Source organism: Rhodoplanes roseus, assembly GCF_003258865.1.
Classification (GTDB): Bacteria; Pseudomonadota; Alphaproteobacteria; order Rhizobiales; family Xanthobacteraceae; genus Rhodoplanes; species Rhodoplanes roseus.
Map to the genome: position 1 here is coordinate 312 of NZ_NPEX01000136.1, position 14,883 is coordinate 15,194.

Annotated in this window: 13 protein-coding genes; 7 read left to right on the forward strand and 6 right to left on the reverse strand. The window is 66.4% G+C overall.

The window, feature by feature from the left end:
* Positions 1-60 precede the first annotated feature (60 nt).
* Positions 61-930, reverse strand: coding sequence for an NAD(P)-dependent oxidoreductase (locus tag CH341_RS18445; protein WP_111420458.1), 870 nt, complete (start codon positions 928-930; stop codon positions 61-63).
* Positions 931-1,110: 180 nt separating this feature from the next.
* Between CH341_RS18445 and CH341_RS18450 the strand changes: the two genes are divergently transcribed.
* Both CH341_RS18450 and CH341_RS18455 read left to right on the forward strand, forming a co-directional pair.
* Positions 1,111-1,428: a DMT family transporter gene (locus tag CH341_RS18450; RefSeq protein WP_111420459.1), complete on the forward strand. Its 318-nt coding sequence runs from the start codon at positions 1,111-1,113 to the stop codon at positions 1,426-1,428.
* A gap of 130 nt (positions 1,429-1,558) precedes the next feature.
* Positions 1,559-2,710: an Mrp/NBP35 family ATP-binding protein gene (locus CH341_RS18455; RefSeq protein WP_111420460.1), complete on the forward strand. Its 1,152-nt coding sequence runs from the start codon at positions 1,559-1,561 to the stop codon at positions 2,708-2,710.
* 9 nt (positions 2,711-2,719) lie between these two features.
* Here CH341_RS18455 and CH341_RS18460 read toward each other — a convergent pair whose 3' ends face one another.
* Positions 2,720-4,630: an AAA family ATPase gene (locus CH341_RS18460; RefSeq protein ID WP_111420469.1), complete on the reverse strand. Its 1,911-nt coding sequence runs from the start codon at positions 4,628-4,630 to the stop codon at positions 2,720-2,722.
* 46 nt (positions 4,631-4,676) lie between these two features.
* Between CH341_RS18460 and CH341_RS33760 the strand changes: the two genes are divergently transcribed.
* Positions 4,677-4,982: a hypothetical protein gene (locus CH341_RS33760; protein WP_146604530.1), complete on the forward strand. Its 306-nt coding sequence runs from the start codon at positions 4,677-4,679 to the stop codon at positions 4,980-4,982.
* Positions 4,983-5,105: 123 nt separating this feature from the next.
* On the opposite strand, the gene CH341_RS18465 is transcribed toward CH341_RS33760, so the two are convergent.
* Entirely contained in the window at positions 5,106-6,311 is a 1,206-nt protein-coding gene (locus CH341_RS18465) for a DUF1501 domain-containing protein (protein WP_111420461.1), read from the reverse strand.
* A 47-nt stretch (positions 6,312-6,358) separates the two neighbouring features.
* Entirely contained in the window at positions 6,359-7,927 is a 1,569-nt protein-coding gene (locus CH341_RS18470; protein ID WP_111420462.1) for a DUF1800 domain-containing protein, read from the reverse strand.
* A gap of 227 nt (positions 7,928-8,154) precedes the next feature.
* Here CH341_RS18470 and CH341_RS18475 point away from each other — a divergent pair, with 227 nt between their 5' ends.
* Positions 8,155-8,361, forward strand: coding sequence for a hypothetical protein (locus CH341_RS18475; RefSeq protein WP_111420463.1), 207 nt, complete (start codon positions 8,155-8,157; stop codon positions 8,359-8,361).
* Between the two features lie 84 nt (positions 8,362-8,445).
* On the opposite strand, the gene atoC is transcribed toward CH341_RS18475, so the two are convergent.
* Together atoC and atoS are read right to left on the reverse strand one after the other, a co-directional pair.
* Complete coding sequence (gene atoC, locus CH341_RS18480) at positions 8,446-9,864, reverse strand: acetoacetate metabolism transcriptional regulator AtoC (RefSeq protein WP_111420464.1); 1,419 nt, start codon at positions 9,862-9,864, stop codon at positions 8,446-8,448.
* Entirely contained in the window at positions 9,861-11,714 is a 1,854-nt protein-coding gene (gene atoS, locus CH341_RS18485) for a two-component system sensor histidine kinase AtoS (RefSeq protein WP_111420465.1), read from the reverse strand. Before atoS ends, atoC begins: the two co-directional genes overlap by 4 nt.
* A 337-nt stretch (positions 11,715-12,051) precedes the next feature.
* On the opposite strand from atoS, the gene CH341_RS18490 reads away from it, so the two are divergent.
* From CH341_RS18490 to CH341_RS18500, 3 genes are read left to right on the forward strand one after another with little or no spacing between them, the layout of a single operon-like run.
* Positions 12,052-12,705: a CoA transferase subunit A gene (locus CH341_RS18490; RefSeq protein WP_111420466.1), complete on the forward strand. Its 654-nt coding sequence runs from the start codon at positions 12,052-12,054 to the stop codon at positions 12,703-12,705.
* Position 12,706: 1 nt separating this feature from the next.
* Positions 12,707-13,363, forward strand: a complete 657-nt coding sequence (locus CH341_RS18495) for a 3-oxoacid CoA-transferase subunit B (protein ID WP_111420467.1) — start codon at positions 12,707-12,709, stop codon at positions 13,361-13,363.
* 34 nt (positions 13,364-13,397) lie between these two features.
* A complete protein-coding gene (locus CH341_RS18500; protein WP_111420468.1) occupies positions 13,398-14,828 on the forward strand; it encodes a short-chain fatty acid transporter in 1,431 nt (476 codons plus the stop codon).
* Positions 14,829-14,883: the final 55 nt, after the last annotated feature.

A 14,883-nucleotide genomic window follows, 5' to 3' on the forward strand; every position in this document is an offset into this window, starting at 1 on the left:
CGCCGCGATCCGCGGCGCCCGTTTTCGATTCCGTCCCGACGAAACGGCGCGAGCGCCCGCTCAGCGCTCCAGCCGGGCGATCAGGCTCGACGTGTCCCAGCGGTGGCCGCCCATCGCCTGCACCTCGGCATAGAACTGGTCGACCAGCGCCGTGACCGGCAGCGTGGCGCCGTTCGTCCGCGCCTCGGCCAGCACGATGTCGAGATCCTTGCGCATCCAGTCGACCGCGAAGCCGAACTCGAACTCGCCCGCCACCATGGTCTTGTAGCGGTTCTCCATCTGCCAGGACTGCGCCGCGCCCTTGGAGATCGTCGAGATCAGCTTCTCGGTGTCGAGCCCGGCGCGCTTGGCGAAGTGCAGCGCCTCGGCCAGCCCCTGCACGACGCCGGCGATGCAGATCTGGTTGCACATTTTTGCGAGCTGCCCGGCGCCCGCCTCGCCCATCAGCGTGCAGGCGCGCGCATACGCCGCGATCACCGGCTCGGCGCGGGCATAGACGGCGGCGTCGCCCCCGCACATCACGGTGAGGACGCCGTTCTCGGCCCCGGCCTGGCCGCCCGAGACGGGGGCATCGATCGCGGCAAAACCGCGCTCCGCCGCCGCGGCCGCGAGCTCGCGCGCGATCTCGGCCGAGGCCGTGGTGTGGTCGACGAAGACGGTGCCGCGGCCCATCGCCTGGAAGGCACCGTCCGGCCCGAGCGTCACCTGGCGGAGGTCGTCGTCGTTGCCGACGCAGGCCATCACGAAATCCTGCTTGGTCGCGGCGGCCCGCGGCGTCGCCTCGAAGCGTCCGCCGAACTGGCCGACCCAGCGGACCGCCTTCTCGGTCGAGCGATTGTAGACCGTGACCTCGTGGCCACCCTTCGTCGCGAGATGGCCGGCCATCGGGTAGCCCATCACGCCGAGGCCCAGGAAGGCGACTTTCGCCATGGCAGTGTCCCTCAAAAGTGTCGTGGGCCGGCGGCCCGGTCCGCTGTCTTGCGGCTGACGTCCGGGCTGGCTATGTGCCGGCTCCACCGGCGTCGTCAACCCCGCGAGGGGGGGAGCGGGCCGGCCGCGAGGGCGCAGCCCCCGGCGTGACCCGCCGGCACGGGACGAAGGGAGGACGGCATGGCCTGGGTGTTCCTGCTGCTGGCGGGGTGTTGCGAGATCGGCTGGCCGATCGGCCTCAAGCTCGGCTGGACCGAGCAGGGCATCCGCTGGCTGTGGATCGCCTTCGCGATCGCCTGCATCACCACGAGCGGCGTGCTCCTGCTGCTGGCACAGCGCGAGATCCCGATGGGCACGGCCTATGCGGTGTGGACCGGCATCGGCGCGGTCGGCGCCTTCCTGGTCGGCGTCTGGTTCTTCGGCGACCCCGGCACGCTGCTGCGCTTCGCCTCGGTCGGCCTCATCGTGCTCGGCATCGTCGGCCTGAAGCTGGCGTGACGGCATCGCGCTGGTCACCCTGCAGGGGAGGGTGGAAGGCGGTGGCCGTTGACCCTGGTCGGGGCGCCCCTATGTTGACCTGACCACACAGACTCGGCCGTGTTCCGAACAGCCGGGCCAGGAGACCAGCATGGCGCCGACCAAGGACGACGTTCTCGCGAGCCTCGCGCGGGTGAAGACCCCGAGCGGCCTGGCGCTGACCGACAGCGGCACGCTGTCCGAGATCGTCGTCGGCGACGGCAAGGTGTTCTTCTCGATCACGGTCGACGCTTCCGCCGTGAAGGCCTGGGACCCGGTGCGCGCCGCCGCCGAGGCCGCCGTCAAGGCGATCCCGGGTGTCACCTCGGCCCTGGTGGCGCTGACGGCGGAGCGCAGCGGCACCGGCCCGGGCGCTTCGCGTCCGGCCGCGGCCCCGGCGGGCGGCGGTCATGGCCACGGCCATGCGCATGGTCCGGCCGGGGGCGGCGCGCCGCAGCAGCCGGCCGTGCCGGGCGTCGCCTCGATCATCGCGGTCGCCTCGGGCAAGGGCGGGGTCGGCAAGTCGACCACGGCCGTCAACATCGCGCTCGGCCTCGCCGCCATCGGTCAGCGCGTCGGCCTCCTCGACGCCGACATCTACGGCCCCTCGGTGCCGCGCCTGCTCGGCCTCTCCGGCAAGCCGCAGATGGGCCCCGGCAACAAGCTGATCCCGCTGAAGGGCTTCGGCCTCGAGGTGATGTCGATCGGCTTTTTGGTCGAGGAAGAGACGCCGATGATCTGGCGCGGCCCGATGGTGATGTCGGCGCTGACCCAGATGCTGCGCGAGGTCGACTGGGGCACGCTCGACGTGCTGGTGGTCGACATGCCGCCCGGCACCGGCGACGCCCAGCTCACCATGGCCCAGCAGGTGCCGCTGCGCGGCGCCGTGATCGTCTCGACGCCGCAGGACCTCGCGCTGATCGACGCGCGGCGCGGCATCGCCATGTTCCGCCGCGTCAACGTGCCGGTGCTCGGCATCGTCGAGAACATGAGCTACTTCCTCTGCCCGAAATGCGGCGAGCGCTCCGACGTCTTCGGCCACGGCGGCGCCCGCGACGAAGCCGCCCGCCTCGGCGTCCCGTTCCTGGGCGAGGTGCCGCTCCACATGGACATCCGCGAGACGTCGGACGCCGGCCGCCCCGTGATGGCGACAGCTCCGGACGGGCCGCATGCCACGATCTACCGCGACATCGCCACGAAGGTGCGTGATCAGCTCGCCGGCACGGGGGGACGGAGCGCGCCGAGGATCGTGATCGAGGCGTGAGCAATATTCCTACAGGTTATCAATGGCGGTTATTATTTCGTTCAGCTCATTGAAGGTGTGTCCCTTGCTTAGGGCGATTGAAAATAATGCACTAGCAAGTGTTGGAGACTTAACGCAATCATCGCTGTCTACTTCGAAGCTTATCTTAACTTGATTTCTTGAATCATCATAGCAATCTTGGCCGCATTTTCTAACTATATATTTTTCGAGATTGCCGTCCCATGCACAGAAATTGGCGTTGAGCTTTTCGGGCCAATCCTCTATGTCCTCTTCGCGAAATCCTAGTATACGTTGAATTAGTCTATTGTAGTTGATCTCATCTTGTTGCTTCGGCTCCTTTGTGGAAGAGCGGTCATTGTCCATGATCACAAAGACTGGAATTCCCAATTTTTTGAATACATATGCTGGCTTATCTATCTTCTTTTTTCCGCCAGCGTCAATAATGCATATTCCTTCTGAAAGCGGCGATCTTTTGGTGTTCAAGTATGATGCCTCAAGGATCGCCTTGTCAGATGCGCCTTCAACCAACACGACCTTTCTTGCGAAGAATCCCTCGGAAACCTCGGAGTTGAAGATGTGCAGCTTTGCTGCGAATGAAGATTCGCTCAAAGGGGTGCGAGGTGGTCGATGAAATCCCGCCAGTGCGGCGGAACAGTCTGAAATTGAGAGTTGCGATATTAATACATGGTGCGGTGCTGTTTCTGCTCGACGAACGATCCGCACCTCCTCAAAGCGAGGCAGATGCACGAAAAGAGGTGAGTGGGTTGCGGTGATTATCTGTAATCGGATCCTGGTCTGCTTGCTGAATGAACCGCTTAGTCTCTCCAACACCGCAGATATGTGTCTTTGTTTTATTGGATGTTGATATATCTCTGGCTCTTCTATAGCCAATATTATGTCGCTTTGCGCTGAGGTGAACTCCTCTTCTGGTTGCTTAAATCTTTCTTTTGCCAAAAACTCTAATATTGTAATTATGATCGCTCGTTGCAGTCCGTGACCGACCTTCTCGACGCGCGATATAAAGCCGTGGTCTTTCACTGAAAGTTCAGAGTTGGGAAAAACCACCGGAAGTTGCTCTATTGGCTGCCAAGTTGCAATTATCTCCGATTCGGAATAGTAGACTTGTAAAATTTCAGACAGTTTGCTGCTGAATTCTGCAAGAGCGGGGACATTGTCGGGATCTGTAAATTGCTTTAGTTGATTGTTCGCTTCGGTAATAAATTCTTGATATGCCTTATTGTTTTCTATTGTTTGCTTTGCGAGGGTGTCGATTAGCTGCTTTGCTGGAGATCGTGTTGCTCCAGTGTCCTCGGACGCGTCCCGAACAGCGGGTACAAAAACAAAATCTGTTTTCCGTTTGAGCTGCCCAGCTGCAACATTCTTCCAACCGCGAAAGGTTCCCACTCTCGATTTTTTGAGAGCTTCCGGATGCGCAGATTCCCATTTTTCAAGTTGGTCGTCAATTTCATCGGCAGAGCGAACGCTAGGCAATTCAAATCTCTTTTGTAATTCCTTATATTTCTCCCGTCGTTCTGTTTTCACTTGTTCGTTTCGGCAATCCATGAATTCCGGATTGACCATTGCCTCAACAAAGTAGTTTCCGGATTCTCGGCCTGATCCGAACAGGAGTTGGCGAGTAACGGTCAGGCTGTCGTCAATTAGATTATTTTCAAATAATGCGCTTTCCTCTGGTGTTAGTTCAGAAAATGAAATTGTTATTTCAATAGCTTCTTCAATGTTGTTGTTGTGAAAATCATCTTTATCAAATTTGGGTGAATTGCTGAAAAATAAATCAATTGCTTTCAGAAAAGATGATTTTCCTGCATTGTTCGATCCAATGAGACTGGTCAGGGGGTGAAGCTCAAGAGATGCTTTCGAAATGGCGCGAAAGTTTGTAACCTCTACTCGCGAAATTCTCATGTGGTCTCTCTCGATCGTCGACCCGAATTTGCTTACGAGGATATCGATGTCGATCGCCCCGCTTGATGCGTTCTGCTCGGCCGTCACTGTCAAGCAATGTCTTGAGGTCGACTATAAGGGACATTCGCGGGTTATTGAAGTGCATGCCGTCGGTTATTCTCAGGCGAATAATCTCGTGGCTCTGGTCTGGCAAGTGCACGGTGGCTCTTCAGGAAGTGAGACGGCGGGTTGGAAGTTGCTTCGGATAAGTGAGGTGACTGCTGTTCGCCCGATGAACGCATCCGTGGAGGTTCCTCGCCCAGGATATCGGGGTGGAGGAACTCAAATTCCAAAAATCATTTGTCAGCTTTGATACGGAGGCCGATACGAACTGTGGTCGTATCGGCTGGCGTTTGTCCACGAGATAGCGATGCAGGAAGAAGAGGCCATTCGAGCCTGGTCATGGCTCCGAACGGGCGTCTAGAACTTTAAGTCCCTACACCAGCCCCAAGTCCCGCCCCGTCACGCCCGCAAAAACCCGCTGCAGGCTCGCCGGCCCGAGGCCGTACAGCCGCTGAAAAAGCCCGGCCAGCAGTGCCCGATAATCGGTGAGCACCGGAAAGTCGCGGTTCTGGAAGAGGTGCTGCTGGTCGACCGCGACCTGCTCGCCGGCGATGCGGCGGCCCCTTACGCTGCCGCCCAGAACCCAGTAGGCGCTGCCGTGGCCGTGGTCGGTGCCGCGGTTGCCGTTCTCGCGGAAGGTGCGGCCGAACTCGGAGATCACCACCACGACGGTGTCCTTCCACGCCGGGCCGATCTCCTCGGAAAAGCCCGCGAGGCCGCGGCCGAGCTCGGCGAGGCGGTCGGCCAGATAGCCGGTGGCGGCGCCCTGGTTCACATGCGTGTCCCAGCCGCCGACATCGACGAAGCCGAGGTTGAACTGCTCGCGCATCAGCCGGCCGATACGGCGCGCCGACAGCTCGAACCCTTTCGGCGACACCGCGCCGCGGCTCGCCTCCATCATGTGCTCGGACAGCGTCGTGTAGACGTCGTCGCGCACCCGAAATCCCTCCTGCACGGCGGCGCCGAGCGGCCGGCCCTCGTACATGGAGCCGATCAGGCTCGCCTGGCGCGCGTCGATGCCGGGTTTGCCGACCTGCGCGATGGCGATGTTGGGCACCGGCTCGCCGCCCTGGAAGGTCAGCGGCATCTGCTCCGTGAAGGCGATCGGCCGCACCCGCGTCAGCTCGGCGGCGAGCCGCGCCATGAAGCCCGAACGATAGTCGCGCGTACCGGAAATGTCCTGGCCGAGCTCGATCGTGTCCTGCGTCTCGAAGTGGCTGCGGGTGACGTCGTCGGTGCCGGCGAACGGCACGAAGGCCGCCTGGCCCTTCTCGAACAGCGGCAGGATGGTGCCGCCCAACGCGGGGTGCAGGCCCCAGTCGCGATCGAGCGGCAGCGCTGCCGTCGATGAGGTCCGATCGGGCCGGCCGATGGCGAGGGTCGGGCGCGCCGCGTAGTAGAAGTCGCTGCCGATCGGGATCACGACATTGGCCGCGTCGTAGGCGCCGCGCAAGAACACCACGAGCAGGCGCGCGTCGGCCTTCGGCGCCGCCCAGACGCGGCCCGCCATCGTCATCGGCGCGAGCGCGGCGAGCCCGGCCAGCACATGACGACGATCGAGGTTTCGGCGGTCGGGCATGGGCGCCTCCAGGGGGCGACGCGGGCGCTGGAAAGGGGCGCGCGCCGTCACTGCATGAATTCGGGTGAGGAGAGGAACAGCGTGTTCCAGTCCTGCGGCGACACCGCCCGGTCGAGCGCGGCGCGCGTGCGGTCCGAGAGGCGCGCCTGCAGGGCGGCGAAGTAGACGGCGTTCTGCAGTTGCGGGAAGGCGGGCTGGTCCGGGGCGTCGGTGCCGGCCTGCTTGAACAGGCCGGCCGGGCCGGAGCCGATCTGGCGGGCGATCTCGAACCGCGTCGTCATCTGGCCCGGGCCGGTCCAGGCCGTCGAGACCAGCGGATAGCCGTCCGGGGTCTGATGGTTGAACAGGCCTTCGCCGAGCCGGTTCAGCCAGCCCTGCACCGGGGCGGCGTTGACGATCACCTTGCCGTCATAGGCGAGCCGCAGGGCCGAGACGACGAAGCGCACCGGGTCCTTTGCGCGGGTGCCGATCGTGGCGGAAAACTCCGGCGCCCGCAGCATCGCCTCGACGACCGCGGCGATGTCACCGTCCGTCTCGGTGAAGCGCCGCGCCATGCGGTCGACCAGGGCGGGCGGCGGATCGTCGGCGACGAACCAGGTGGCGAGCTGGCGGGCGACGCGGCGCGCCGTCGCGGGCTGCCGGCACAAAATATCGACCGCCTCCTCGATCTCGGCGAAGCCGCGGCCCTTGACGGCGTGGCCGAGCAGGACCTTGTCGACGAAATCGTGCCGTGCCGGATTGAACATGAACAGCCCGTCCTGGATCAGCAGCGGCTGCAGCTCGGGCTTGAGGCGGGGCGTGTCGGGCCTGAGCGCGATGCCGGCGCCGGTGAGGATGCGGGCGAGCTCCTCGACGTCCTTCTGGGTGTAGCCGGAGCCCACCCCCATGGTGTGCAGCTCCATGATCTCGCGGGCGTAGTTCTCGTTGAGCCGGCCCGCGGCGTTGTCGGCGTTGTCGAGGTAGCGCAGCATCGCCGGGTGGCGCAGCGTCGCCATCACCAGATCACGGAACCGCCCGAGTGCGTGCGGCCGGATCGCCGTGTCGACATAGTCGCCGACCAGCAGGCGGAGATTGGCCTTCGCCTGATGCACGTTGAAGTGGTTGAGCCAGAACCACACCAGCCGCTCGCGCAGCTGGTCGGGCGAGTAGAGCGCCCGCAGCACGAAAGCCGTCGTGGTGTCGCGGAAGACATCGGTCATGCCCTGCTGCACGTCCTTGCGGGCGGCGGCCCGCTGGTCGGGGTCGGACAGCGCGGCGGCGGCGCGGGCGCGCGCGTCGAAGTCGCGGACCAGGTCGGCGACCGGGATTGTGCGGGAGGGCAGCGCCTCGAGCCGCGCCCGGGCCGCCTCGGGCAGGCGGTCGCCGGCGGCCGGACGGAGTTGCGCCTTCAGCCACGTGTCGCGACCCTGGGTTCCGAAGGCCCGGAGGGTCGCCGAATCCACGCCCCAGGTCAGGGCGTCGACGAGCGCGAGCTCGGCTTTCGAGAGGGAGGCGAGGGGCGCCGGATCGTCCGGACGCAGGTCGACGGGATGCGACTCGGCCGGGTGAGCGGGCGAGGGCAGGGCGGCGAGGGCGAACAGAGCCGCGGCGCCGGCCGCGACGGACAAACCACGCATTCCGGAACTCCCGCAGGCGGGCCGCCTCGCCGCAGCCGCCGTGTCATGGTTCGCCGGTACTCTCGGGCGCGCCGCGTGAATGCGGACTGAACGGAGTGTGTCCGAAAGGCGGAACGACCGGGCCGGCGCCGGCGTCGATCGCCCGTCGTGCCGCATCGCGGCTTGTCCCTGGGCGACTCCCGGTCTACTCCTGCCCCGACACAGAGACGAGCCGAGAACGGGGTGACATGTCGAAGCAAACGATGCGCGAGGAAACCGAGCGCCTGGTCCGCGAGGCGATCGAGCGCCGCGGCCTCACCGTCAAGCAGGGCGACACGCGGATCGAGGCGGTGTGCGGCCGCTGCGGCGGAAAGACCCGCGTCTCGGCCCCCAAGGGCCAGATCCGCGTCCGCTACGCCTGCAAGGAGTGCGGGCACGAGCAGGAGACGCTGTAAGGCGACCGCGCCGGGCCGCGCTCGGCCCGGCCTCCACCGGGCCTGGAGGCGCGCCACGCGCTGCCGGAGCCGGGCCCCGGCCTCTCACTCCGCCCCTTCGCGGGCTCCGAGGCCGTAGTCCTGCAGCTTGTACAGGAGCGCGCGGCGGCTGATGCCGAGCGCCACGGCGGTGCGGGCGCGGTTGCCGCCGTTGTGCGCCAGGGCGGCGCGGATCACCTTGGTCTCGAACTCGTTGACGAGCTCGCGCAGGGGTCGGCCGACCTCGACGCCGTCGAGATCCGCGGGACTCTCCACGCCGGCGGCGGCGAGCGGGTTCCGCTCCGGCTTCACCACGCTCTCGGGCAGGTCCTCGGGCAGGATCACGCTGGTGGTGCTCATCACCACGGCGCGCTCGACCGCATTGGCGAGCTCGCGCACATTGCCGGGCCACGCATAGGCGAGCATGCAGTCGATCGCGGCGGGATCGAAGCCGCGGATCACCACGTCGTTCTGGGCCGTGAACCGCTCCAGGAAATGCGTGGCGAGCAGCCGGATGTCCTCGGGCCGGTCGCGCAGCGGGATGGTCTTCAGCGTGACGACGTTGAGGCGGAAGAACAGATCCTGCCGGAACGTGCCGGCCTTCACCATGCTGTCGAGATCGCGATTGGTGGCGGCGACGATGCGCACGTCGGTCTTGATCGGGTTCGCGCCGCCGACCCGCTCGAACTCGCGCTCCTGCAGGACGCGCAACAGCTTCACCTGCAGGCCGGTGGAGATCTCGCCGATCTCGTCGAGAAACAGCGTGCCGTGCTCGGCCTGCTCGAAGCGGCCCTGCCGGCGCCCGACCGCGCCCGTGAAGGCGCCCTTCTCGTGGCCGAAGAACTCGCTCTCCAGGAGCCCCTCGGGGATCGCGGCGCAGTTCACCTTGACGAACGGACCCGTCGCGCGCGGCGAGCCGTAATGCACGGCGGCGGCGACCAGCTCCTTGCCGGTGCCGCTCTCGCCCTGGATCAGCACGGTGGCGTTGGAGCGCGCCACCTTGGCGACGGTCTGGCGCAGCTCCATCATCCGCGGGTTCTCGGTGAGGATGCCTTCGGCGCCGTAGCGCTCCGACAGCTCGCGCCGCAGCGACACGATGTCGGCCCGCATGGTGCGGATCTCCAGCGCGCGCCGCACCAGGAGGCGGATCTCCTCGATGTCGAACGGCTTGATCACGTAGTCGAAGGCGCCGTCCCGCATCGCCTTCACGGCGGTGCCGACCTCGGCGAACGCCGTCATCAGGATCACGGCGGCGCCGCGGTCGACCTCGAGGATCGCCTTCATGGCGTCGAGGCCGCTCATCCGCGGCATGCGGATGTCCATCAGCACCACGTCGGCGTGGCGGCGGCGGAACGCCTCGGTGGCCTCGACGCCGTCCTGGGCGGCGGCGACGGCGACGCCCTCCTTGGTGAGGACGGCGGTGAGCATCCGGCGGATCGCCTCGTCGTCGTCGACGACGAGAACGGAAGGGACAGGGACGCTCATGAGACGGGCTCGGGCTGTTCGCGATGGACGACGGGAAGTCTGATCTCGACCACCGTGCCCTTGCCGGGCGCGCTGTCGAACGTGATGACGCCGCCATGGGCGTCGACGATGCGGTGGACCATGGCGAGGCCGAGACCGGTGCCGGACGGCTTGGTCGAGAAGAACGGGTCGAACACCTTGTCGAGATTTTCCGGGTCGACGCCGACGCCGTCGTCCTTGACCACGATGGCGACGTGATCGTCCTCGGTGCGGGTCGACACCGTGACGGTGCCGCCGTCCGGGATCGCCTGGATGGCGTTGATGATCAGGTTCAACAGCGCCTGCTTGAGCGCCTCGCCGTCCGCCTCGATGGTCGGGAAGCTGCCGTCGCAGGCGAGCTCGATGCGTGCGTCCGACTTGCCGCGCGCCAAAAACGCCATCTCCTCGATCAGCCGCGCCACGTCGACCGTGCCGATGCGGGGCGGCTGCGGCCGCCCGAAGGCCAGCAGCTCGCTGACGATGTGGTTGAGGCTGTCGACCTGCCGGATGATCAGCGGGCCGTAGGCGCGCCACTCGTCCAGGCTTTCGCATTCGTCGAGATACTGGATGAAGCCGCGGATCGAGGTGAGCGGGTTCCTCACCTCGTGGGCGATGCCGGCCGTGAGCTCGCCGAGCGCGGCGAGACGGTCGGCGCGCATCACCTGGACCATCAGCCGCTCGCGCTCGCTGACGTCCTTGAGCACCACGACGGCGCCGATGCGCTTGCCGTCGCCGTCGCGCAGCACGCTCGAGGTCGCGTTGATGCGCAGCGTCTGCTCGGCGCGTGGCAGGTCGATGGTGACGGCGGCGTGCACCCGGCCGGTCTGCAGCGTGTCGAGCAGCACGCTGTCGACCTTGGCGTCCCGGGAGAACAGGCTGCGATAGGGCTTTCCGATCACGTCGGCCGAGGTGACACCGTAGAGATGCTCGGCGGCCGGATTGACCGCCGTGATGCGGCCGTCGAGGTCCACGGCCACGATCGCGTCGGCGACGCTGGCCAGAATGTTCTCGTTGAGCGAGCGCGCGTCGTTGAGCGCCTTGGCCATGCCGTTGATCGCTTCGACGATGGCGCCGAGCTCGTCGCGCAGGGCCGGGATCGGCCGGCGCAGGTCGCGCTTCATGGCGGCGAGACCGTGCACGATGACGTCGACCTCGCGCGACAGCCGCCGCGACAGCACCGCGATGATGCCGAAGGCGACGACGAGGCCGCCCAGGCAGGCGATCACCACGGCGATGTCGATGGCGTTCGCCTGCGCCTCGACGGCGGAGGAGAACTCGTTCGACCAGATGTAGCCGATCGCCTCGCCGTCGCGGATGATCGGCAGCATCGCGTTGAGGATGGGTCCGCGCACCAGCGTGCCGACCTCGGCGCGCGGCTCCTTGGCGTCCATCACGCCACGGCCGGGGTGATCCGGCGGAATGGCGAGCCCGACCGTGTTGGCGTGATCGCGACTCGGCCCGTAGGTGACGATGGCGTCGAGCCGCTTGGAATAATAACCGACGCCGATGCCCGGCGCCGCGGCGGCGATCCGGTCCGTCACCGGCGCGAGCTTCCGGTTGAGATGCCGGACCGCCGCGTCGCGGTCGGTCCAGCCGGTCGGCAGGTCGGCGAGCAGCGTGTCGTAACCGCCCGGCCCGAGCTCGAGATCGAGCACGCGGGCGAGGGCGAACAGCTTGTCCTCCTTCTCGCCGCGCAGCGCCTGGCGGCCCTCGCGCTCGAGCGTCACGCCGACGATGGCGATCGGCAGCGCGACGACCAGCAGCGACGTCAGCATCAGGCGGACGCGCAACGTCCTCACGGGCAGCAGACGGCGGAGATCGGGCAGACGCACGGGGGAACGCCTCGGGGGTGGAGCGCCGGCGCGGCGCCTCGTCCGACGGTCGTTATTGCGCTGCGCAAGAGCGACGGCAAGTCGTGGAGTTTCGGATGGGTGCGGCCCGCAGTGGCGGGCAGGTGCGCAAGAACTTGCGCAGCCGCGCACGGATCTGCGCGTGGAAAAACCCTTATATCGCAGTGCAAAAAGTCGTGAACGGCCCGTAAACACGGCACTTTCCGACATGGCACGCGGCTTGCGGAACGGTCTGCGTGGCACGCGGCCGGCGCGCCGGCCGATGCGATCCTCGCATCGGCGGTCAGGCTCCCGGACGCTTTTGGGAAAGGGTTTCATCATGTCGAAAGTCACCGCCATCGAGGCGGCGGTCGCGAAGATTCCCGACGGCGCAACGCTGATGATCGGCGGCTTCATGGGGGTCGGCTCGCCTCACCGTCTGATCGACGAGCTCGTCCGCCAGGGCCGCAAGGACCTCACCATCATCGCCAACGACACGGCGCGGCCCGGCGTCGACATCGGCAAGCTGATCCGCGCCGGCGCGGTGAAGCGCCTCGTCGCCTCGCATATCGGGCTCAACCCCGAGACGCAGAAGCAGATGATCGACGGCGCGATCGACGTCGAGCTGGTGCCGCAGGGCACGCTCGCCGAGCGCATCCGGGCCGGCGGCGCCGGGCTCGGCGGCGTCCTCACCGCGACGGGCGTCGGCACCACGGTCGCCGAGGGCAAGCAGACGATCGACGTGAAGGGCAAGACCTTCCTGGTCGAGGAGCCGCTGCGCGCCGACTTCGCGCTGATCAGCGCCTGGCGGGCCGACTACTACGGCAACCTCTCCTACGAGCTCACCGCGCGGAACTTCAATCCCGTGATGGCGCTCGCCGCCGACACCGTGATCGCCGAGGCCGGCGAGATCGTGCCGGTCGGCCTCATCCCGCCCGACCAGGTCGAGACCGTCAGCGTCGTCGTCGATCATCTCGTGGCCCGGAGCAACTGACATGGACGAGAAAACCATCATCGCCAAGCGCGTCGCCCAGGAGCTCCGCAACGGCAACCTGGTCAATCTCGGCATCGGCCTGCCGACGCTGGTGACCAAGTATCTGCCGGTCGGCATCCAGGTGTTCTTCCAGTCCGAGAACGGCGTCATCGGCATGCAGCCGCTGCCCGAGCCGGGCGTCGCCGCCGATGCGCTCACCGACGCGGGCGGCACGCCCACCAGCATCATCCCGGGCGCCGGCGCCTTCGACAGCGTCACCTCGTTCTGCCTGATCCGCGGCGGCCATCTCGACGTCACCGTGCTGGGCGGCCTGCAGGTCGACGAGGCGGGCCAGCTCGCCAACTGGATGGTCCCCGGCAAGATGGTGCCCGGCATGGGCGGCGCCATGGATCTGGTCTCCGGCGCCAAGCGCGTCATCGTCGCCATGACCCACACGGCCAAGGGCGCGCCGAAGATCCTGAAAAAGTGTAACCTGCCGCTCACCTCGGTGCGTCGCGTCGATCTCGTCGTCACCGAGCTCGCCGTGATCCAGCCGACCGAGGAGGGGCTCGTCCTGCTCGAGGTCGCCGACGGCGTCACGGTCGAGCAGGTCGTCGCCGCCACCGAAGCTCGCCTGATCGTTCCGAACACGGTTCCCACCATGCAGCTCGCCGCCTGACGAAGGCGCGAACCGACACCGATTGGAGAACTCCATGTCCATCCAAGCCACCGGCGACGTTCCGCTGGATCCCGCCAATCAGGAAGGTCAGGGCGGCCTCGCGCGGCTCGCCAACGCGTTCACCGAATGGGCCGAGCGCTGGTATCCCGACGCCTTCGTGTTCGTCATCTTCGCCGTGCTGGTCGTCGCCGCCGGCAACCTGGCGACCGGCGCGTCGCCGGTCGCCATCGCCAAGAGCTTCGGCAACGGTTTCTGGACCCTGATCCCCTTCACCATGCAGATGGCCATGGTGGTGATCACGGGCTACGTGCTGGCCGTCTCGCCGCCCGCCACCAAGCTGATCGACAAGCTCGCTCTGGTGCCGAGCTCCGCCGCCGGCGCGGTCGCCTGGGTGTCGTTCGTCTCGATGATGGCGTCCTACATCAACTACGCGCTGAGCCTCGTGCTCGGCGGCCTGCTGATCCGCGCGCTCGCCCGCCGCACCGAGCTGAAGATGGACTACCGCGCCGCCGGCGCGGCCGCCTATCTGGGCCTCGGCGCCACCTGGGCGCTCGGCCTGTCCTCCTCGGCCGCGATGCTGCAGGCCAATCCGGCCTCGCTGCCGAAGACGATCTCGGACATCACCGGCCTGATCCCGCTGTCCGAGACCATCTTCAAGTGGAACTCGATCGCGATGGCGGTCGTGATCACGATCGTGTCGGTCGCCATCGCCTACTTCTCGGCGCCGCGCGGTGCTCACGCCCGCACGGCCGAGGACATGGGCTGCGATCCGCACGACAAGCCCGTCACCGAGAAGAAGGCGACGCGTCCCGGCGAGTGGCCCGAATACACCCCGATCCTGCCGATCGTCATCGGCGTGATCGCGCTCGGCTGGGTGGTCACCGAGTTCATGTCCAAGGAGGCGCTCTCGGTCATCGGCAACCTGAACACCTACAACTTCATCCTGCTGATGATCGGCCTCGTGCTGCACAGGAACATCCACAGCTTCACCAAGGCCGTGTCGGCCGCGGTGCCGAGCACGACGGGCATCCTGCTGCAGTTCCCGTTCTACGGTTCGGTCGCGGCCCTGATGACGGCCGTCCCGGGCTCCGACGGCGTCACGCTCGCCCATCACGTCGCCGACTTCTTCGTCTCGATCGCCAACGTCAACACGTTCCCGGTGGTGATCGGCGCCTACTCGGCGGTGCTCGGCTTCTTCGTCCCGTCGGGCGGTGGCAAGTGGATCGTCGAGGCGCCCTACGTGATGCAGGCCGCCAAGGATCTCGGCGCCCATATGGGCTGGGCGGTCTCCACCTACAACGCTGCGGAGGCCCTGCCGAACCTCATCAACCCGTTCTGGATGCTGCCGCTGCTCGGCGTGCTCGGCCTCAAGGCGCGTGACATCGTCGGCTTCTGCTTCACGCAGTTCCTGTTCCACGTGCCGATGGTACTCTTCCTACTCTGGATCCTCGCCCCGCACGCGTGATACCCCGCGGCGGGACCGGGTGCCACCGGCCCCGCCCGACGAGGCCCGCCGCCCC

Excerpts from the sequence above, each read along its gene's own strand:
- CH341_RS18445 (WP_111420458.1), bottom strand. The coding sequence starts at position 930 with ATGGCGAAAGTCGCCTTCCTGGGCCTCGGCGTGATGGGCTACCCGATG.
- CH341_RS18450 (WP_111420459.1), top strand. The coding sequence starts at position 1,111 with ATGGCCTGGGTGTTCCTGCTGCTGGCGGGGTGTTGCGAGATCGGCTGG.
- CH341_RS18455 (WP_111420460.1), top strand. The coding sequence starts at position 1,559 with ATGGCGCCGACCAAGGACGACGTTCTCGCGAGCCTCGCGCGGGTGAAG.
- CH341_RS18460 (WP_111420469.1), bottom strand. The coding sequence starts at position 4,630 with ATGAGAATTTCGCGAGTAGAGGTTACAAACTTTCGCGCCATTTCGAAA.
- CH341_RS33760 (WP_146604530.1), top strand. The coding sequence starts at position 4,677 with ATGTCGATCGCCCCGCTTGATGCGTTCTGCTCGGCCGTCACTGTCAAG.
- CH341_RS18465 (WP_111420461.1), bottom strand. The coding sequence starts at position 6,311 with ATGCCCGACCGCCGAAACCTCGATCGTCGTCATGTGCTGGCCGGGCTC.
- CH341_RS18470 (WP_111420462.1), bottom strand. The coding sequence starts at position 7,927 with ATGCGTGGTTTGTCCGTCGCGGCCGGCGCCGCGGCTCTGTTCGCCCTC.
- CH341_RS18475 (WP_111420463.1), top strand. The coding sequence starts at position 8,155 with ATGTCGAAGCAAACGATGCGCGAGGAAACCGAGCGCCTGGTCCGCGAG.
- atoC (WP_111420464.1), bottom strand. The coding sequence starts at position 9,864 with ATGAGCGTCCCTGTCCCTTCCGTTCTCGTCGTCGACGACGACGAGGCG.
- CH341_RS18490 (WP_111420466.1), top strand. The coding sequence starts at position 12,052 with ATGTCGAAAGTCACCGCCATCGAGGCGGCGGTCGCGAAGATTCCCGAC.
- CH341_RS18495 (WP_111420467.1), top strand. The coding sequence starts at position 12,707 with ATGGACGAGAAAACCATCATCGCCAAGCGCGTCGCCCAGGAGCTCCGC.
- CH341_RS18500 (WP_111420468.1), top strand. The coding sequence starts at position 13,398 with ATGTCCATCCAAGCCACCGGCGACGTTCCGCTGGATCCCGCCAATCAG.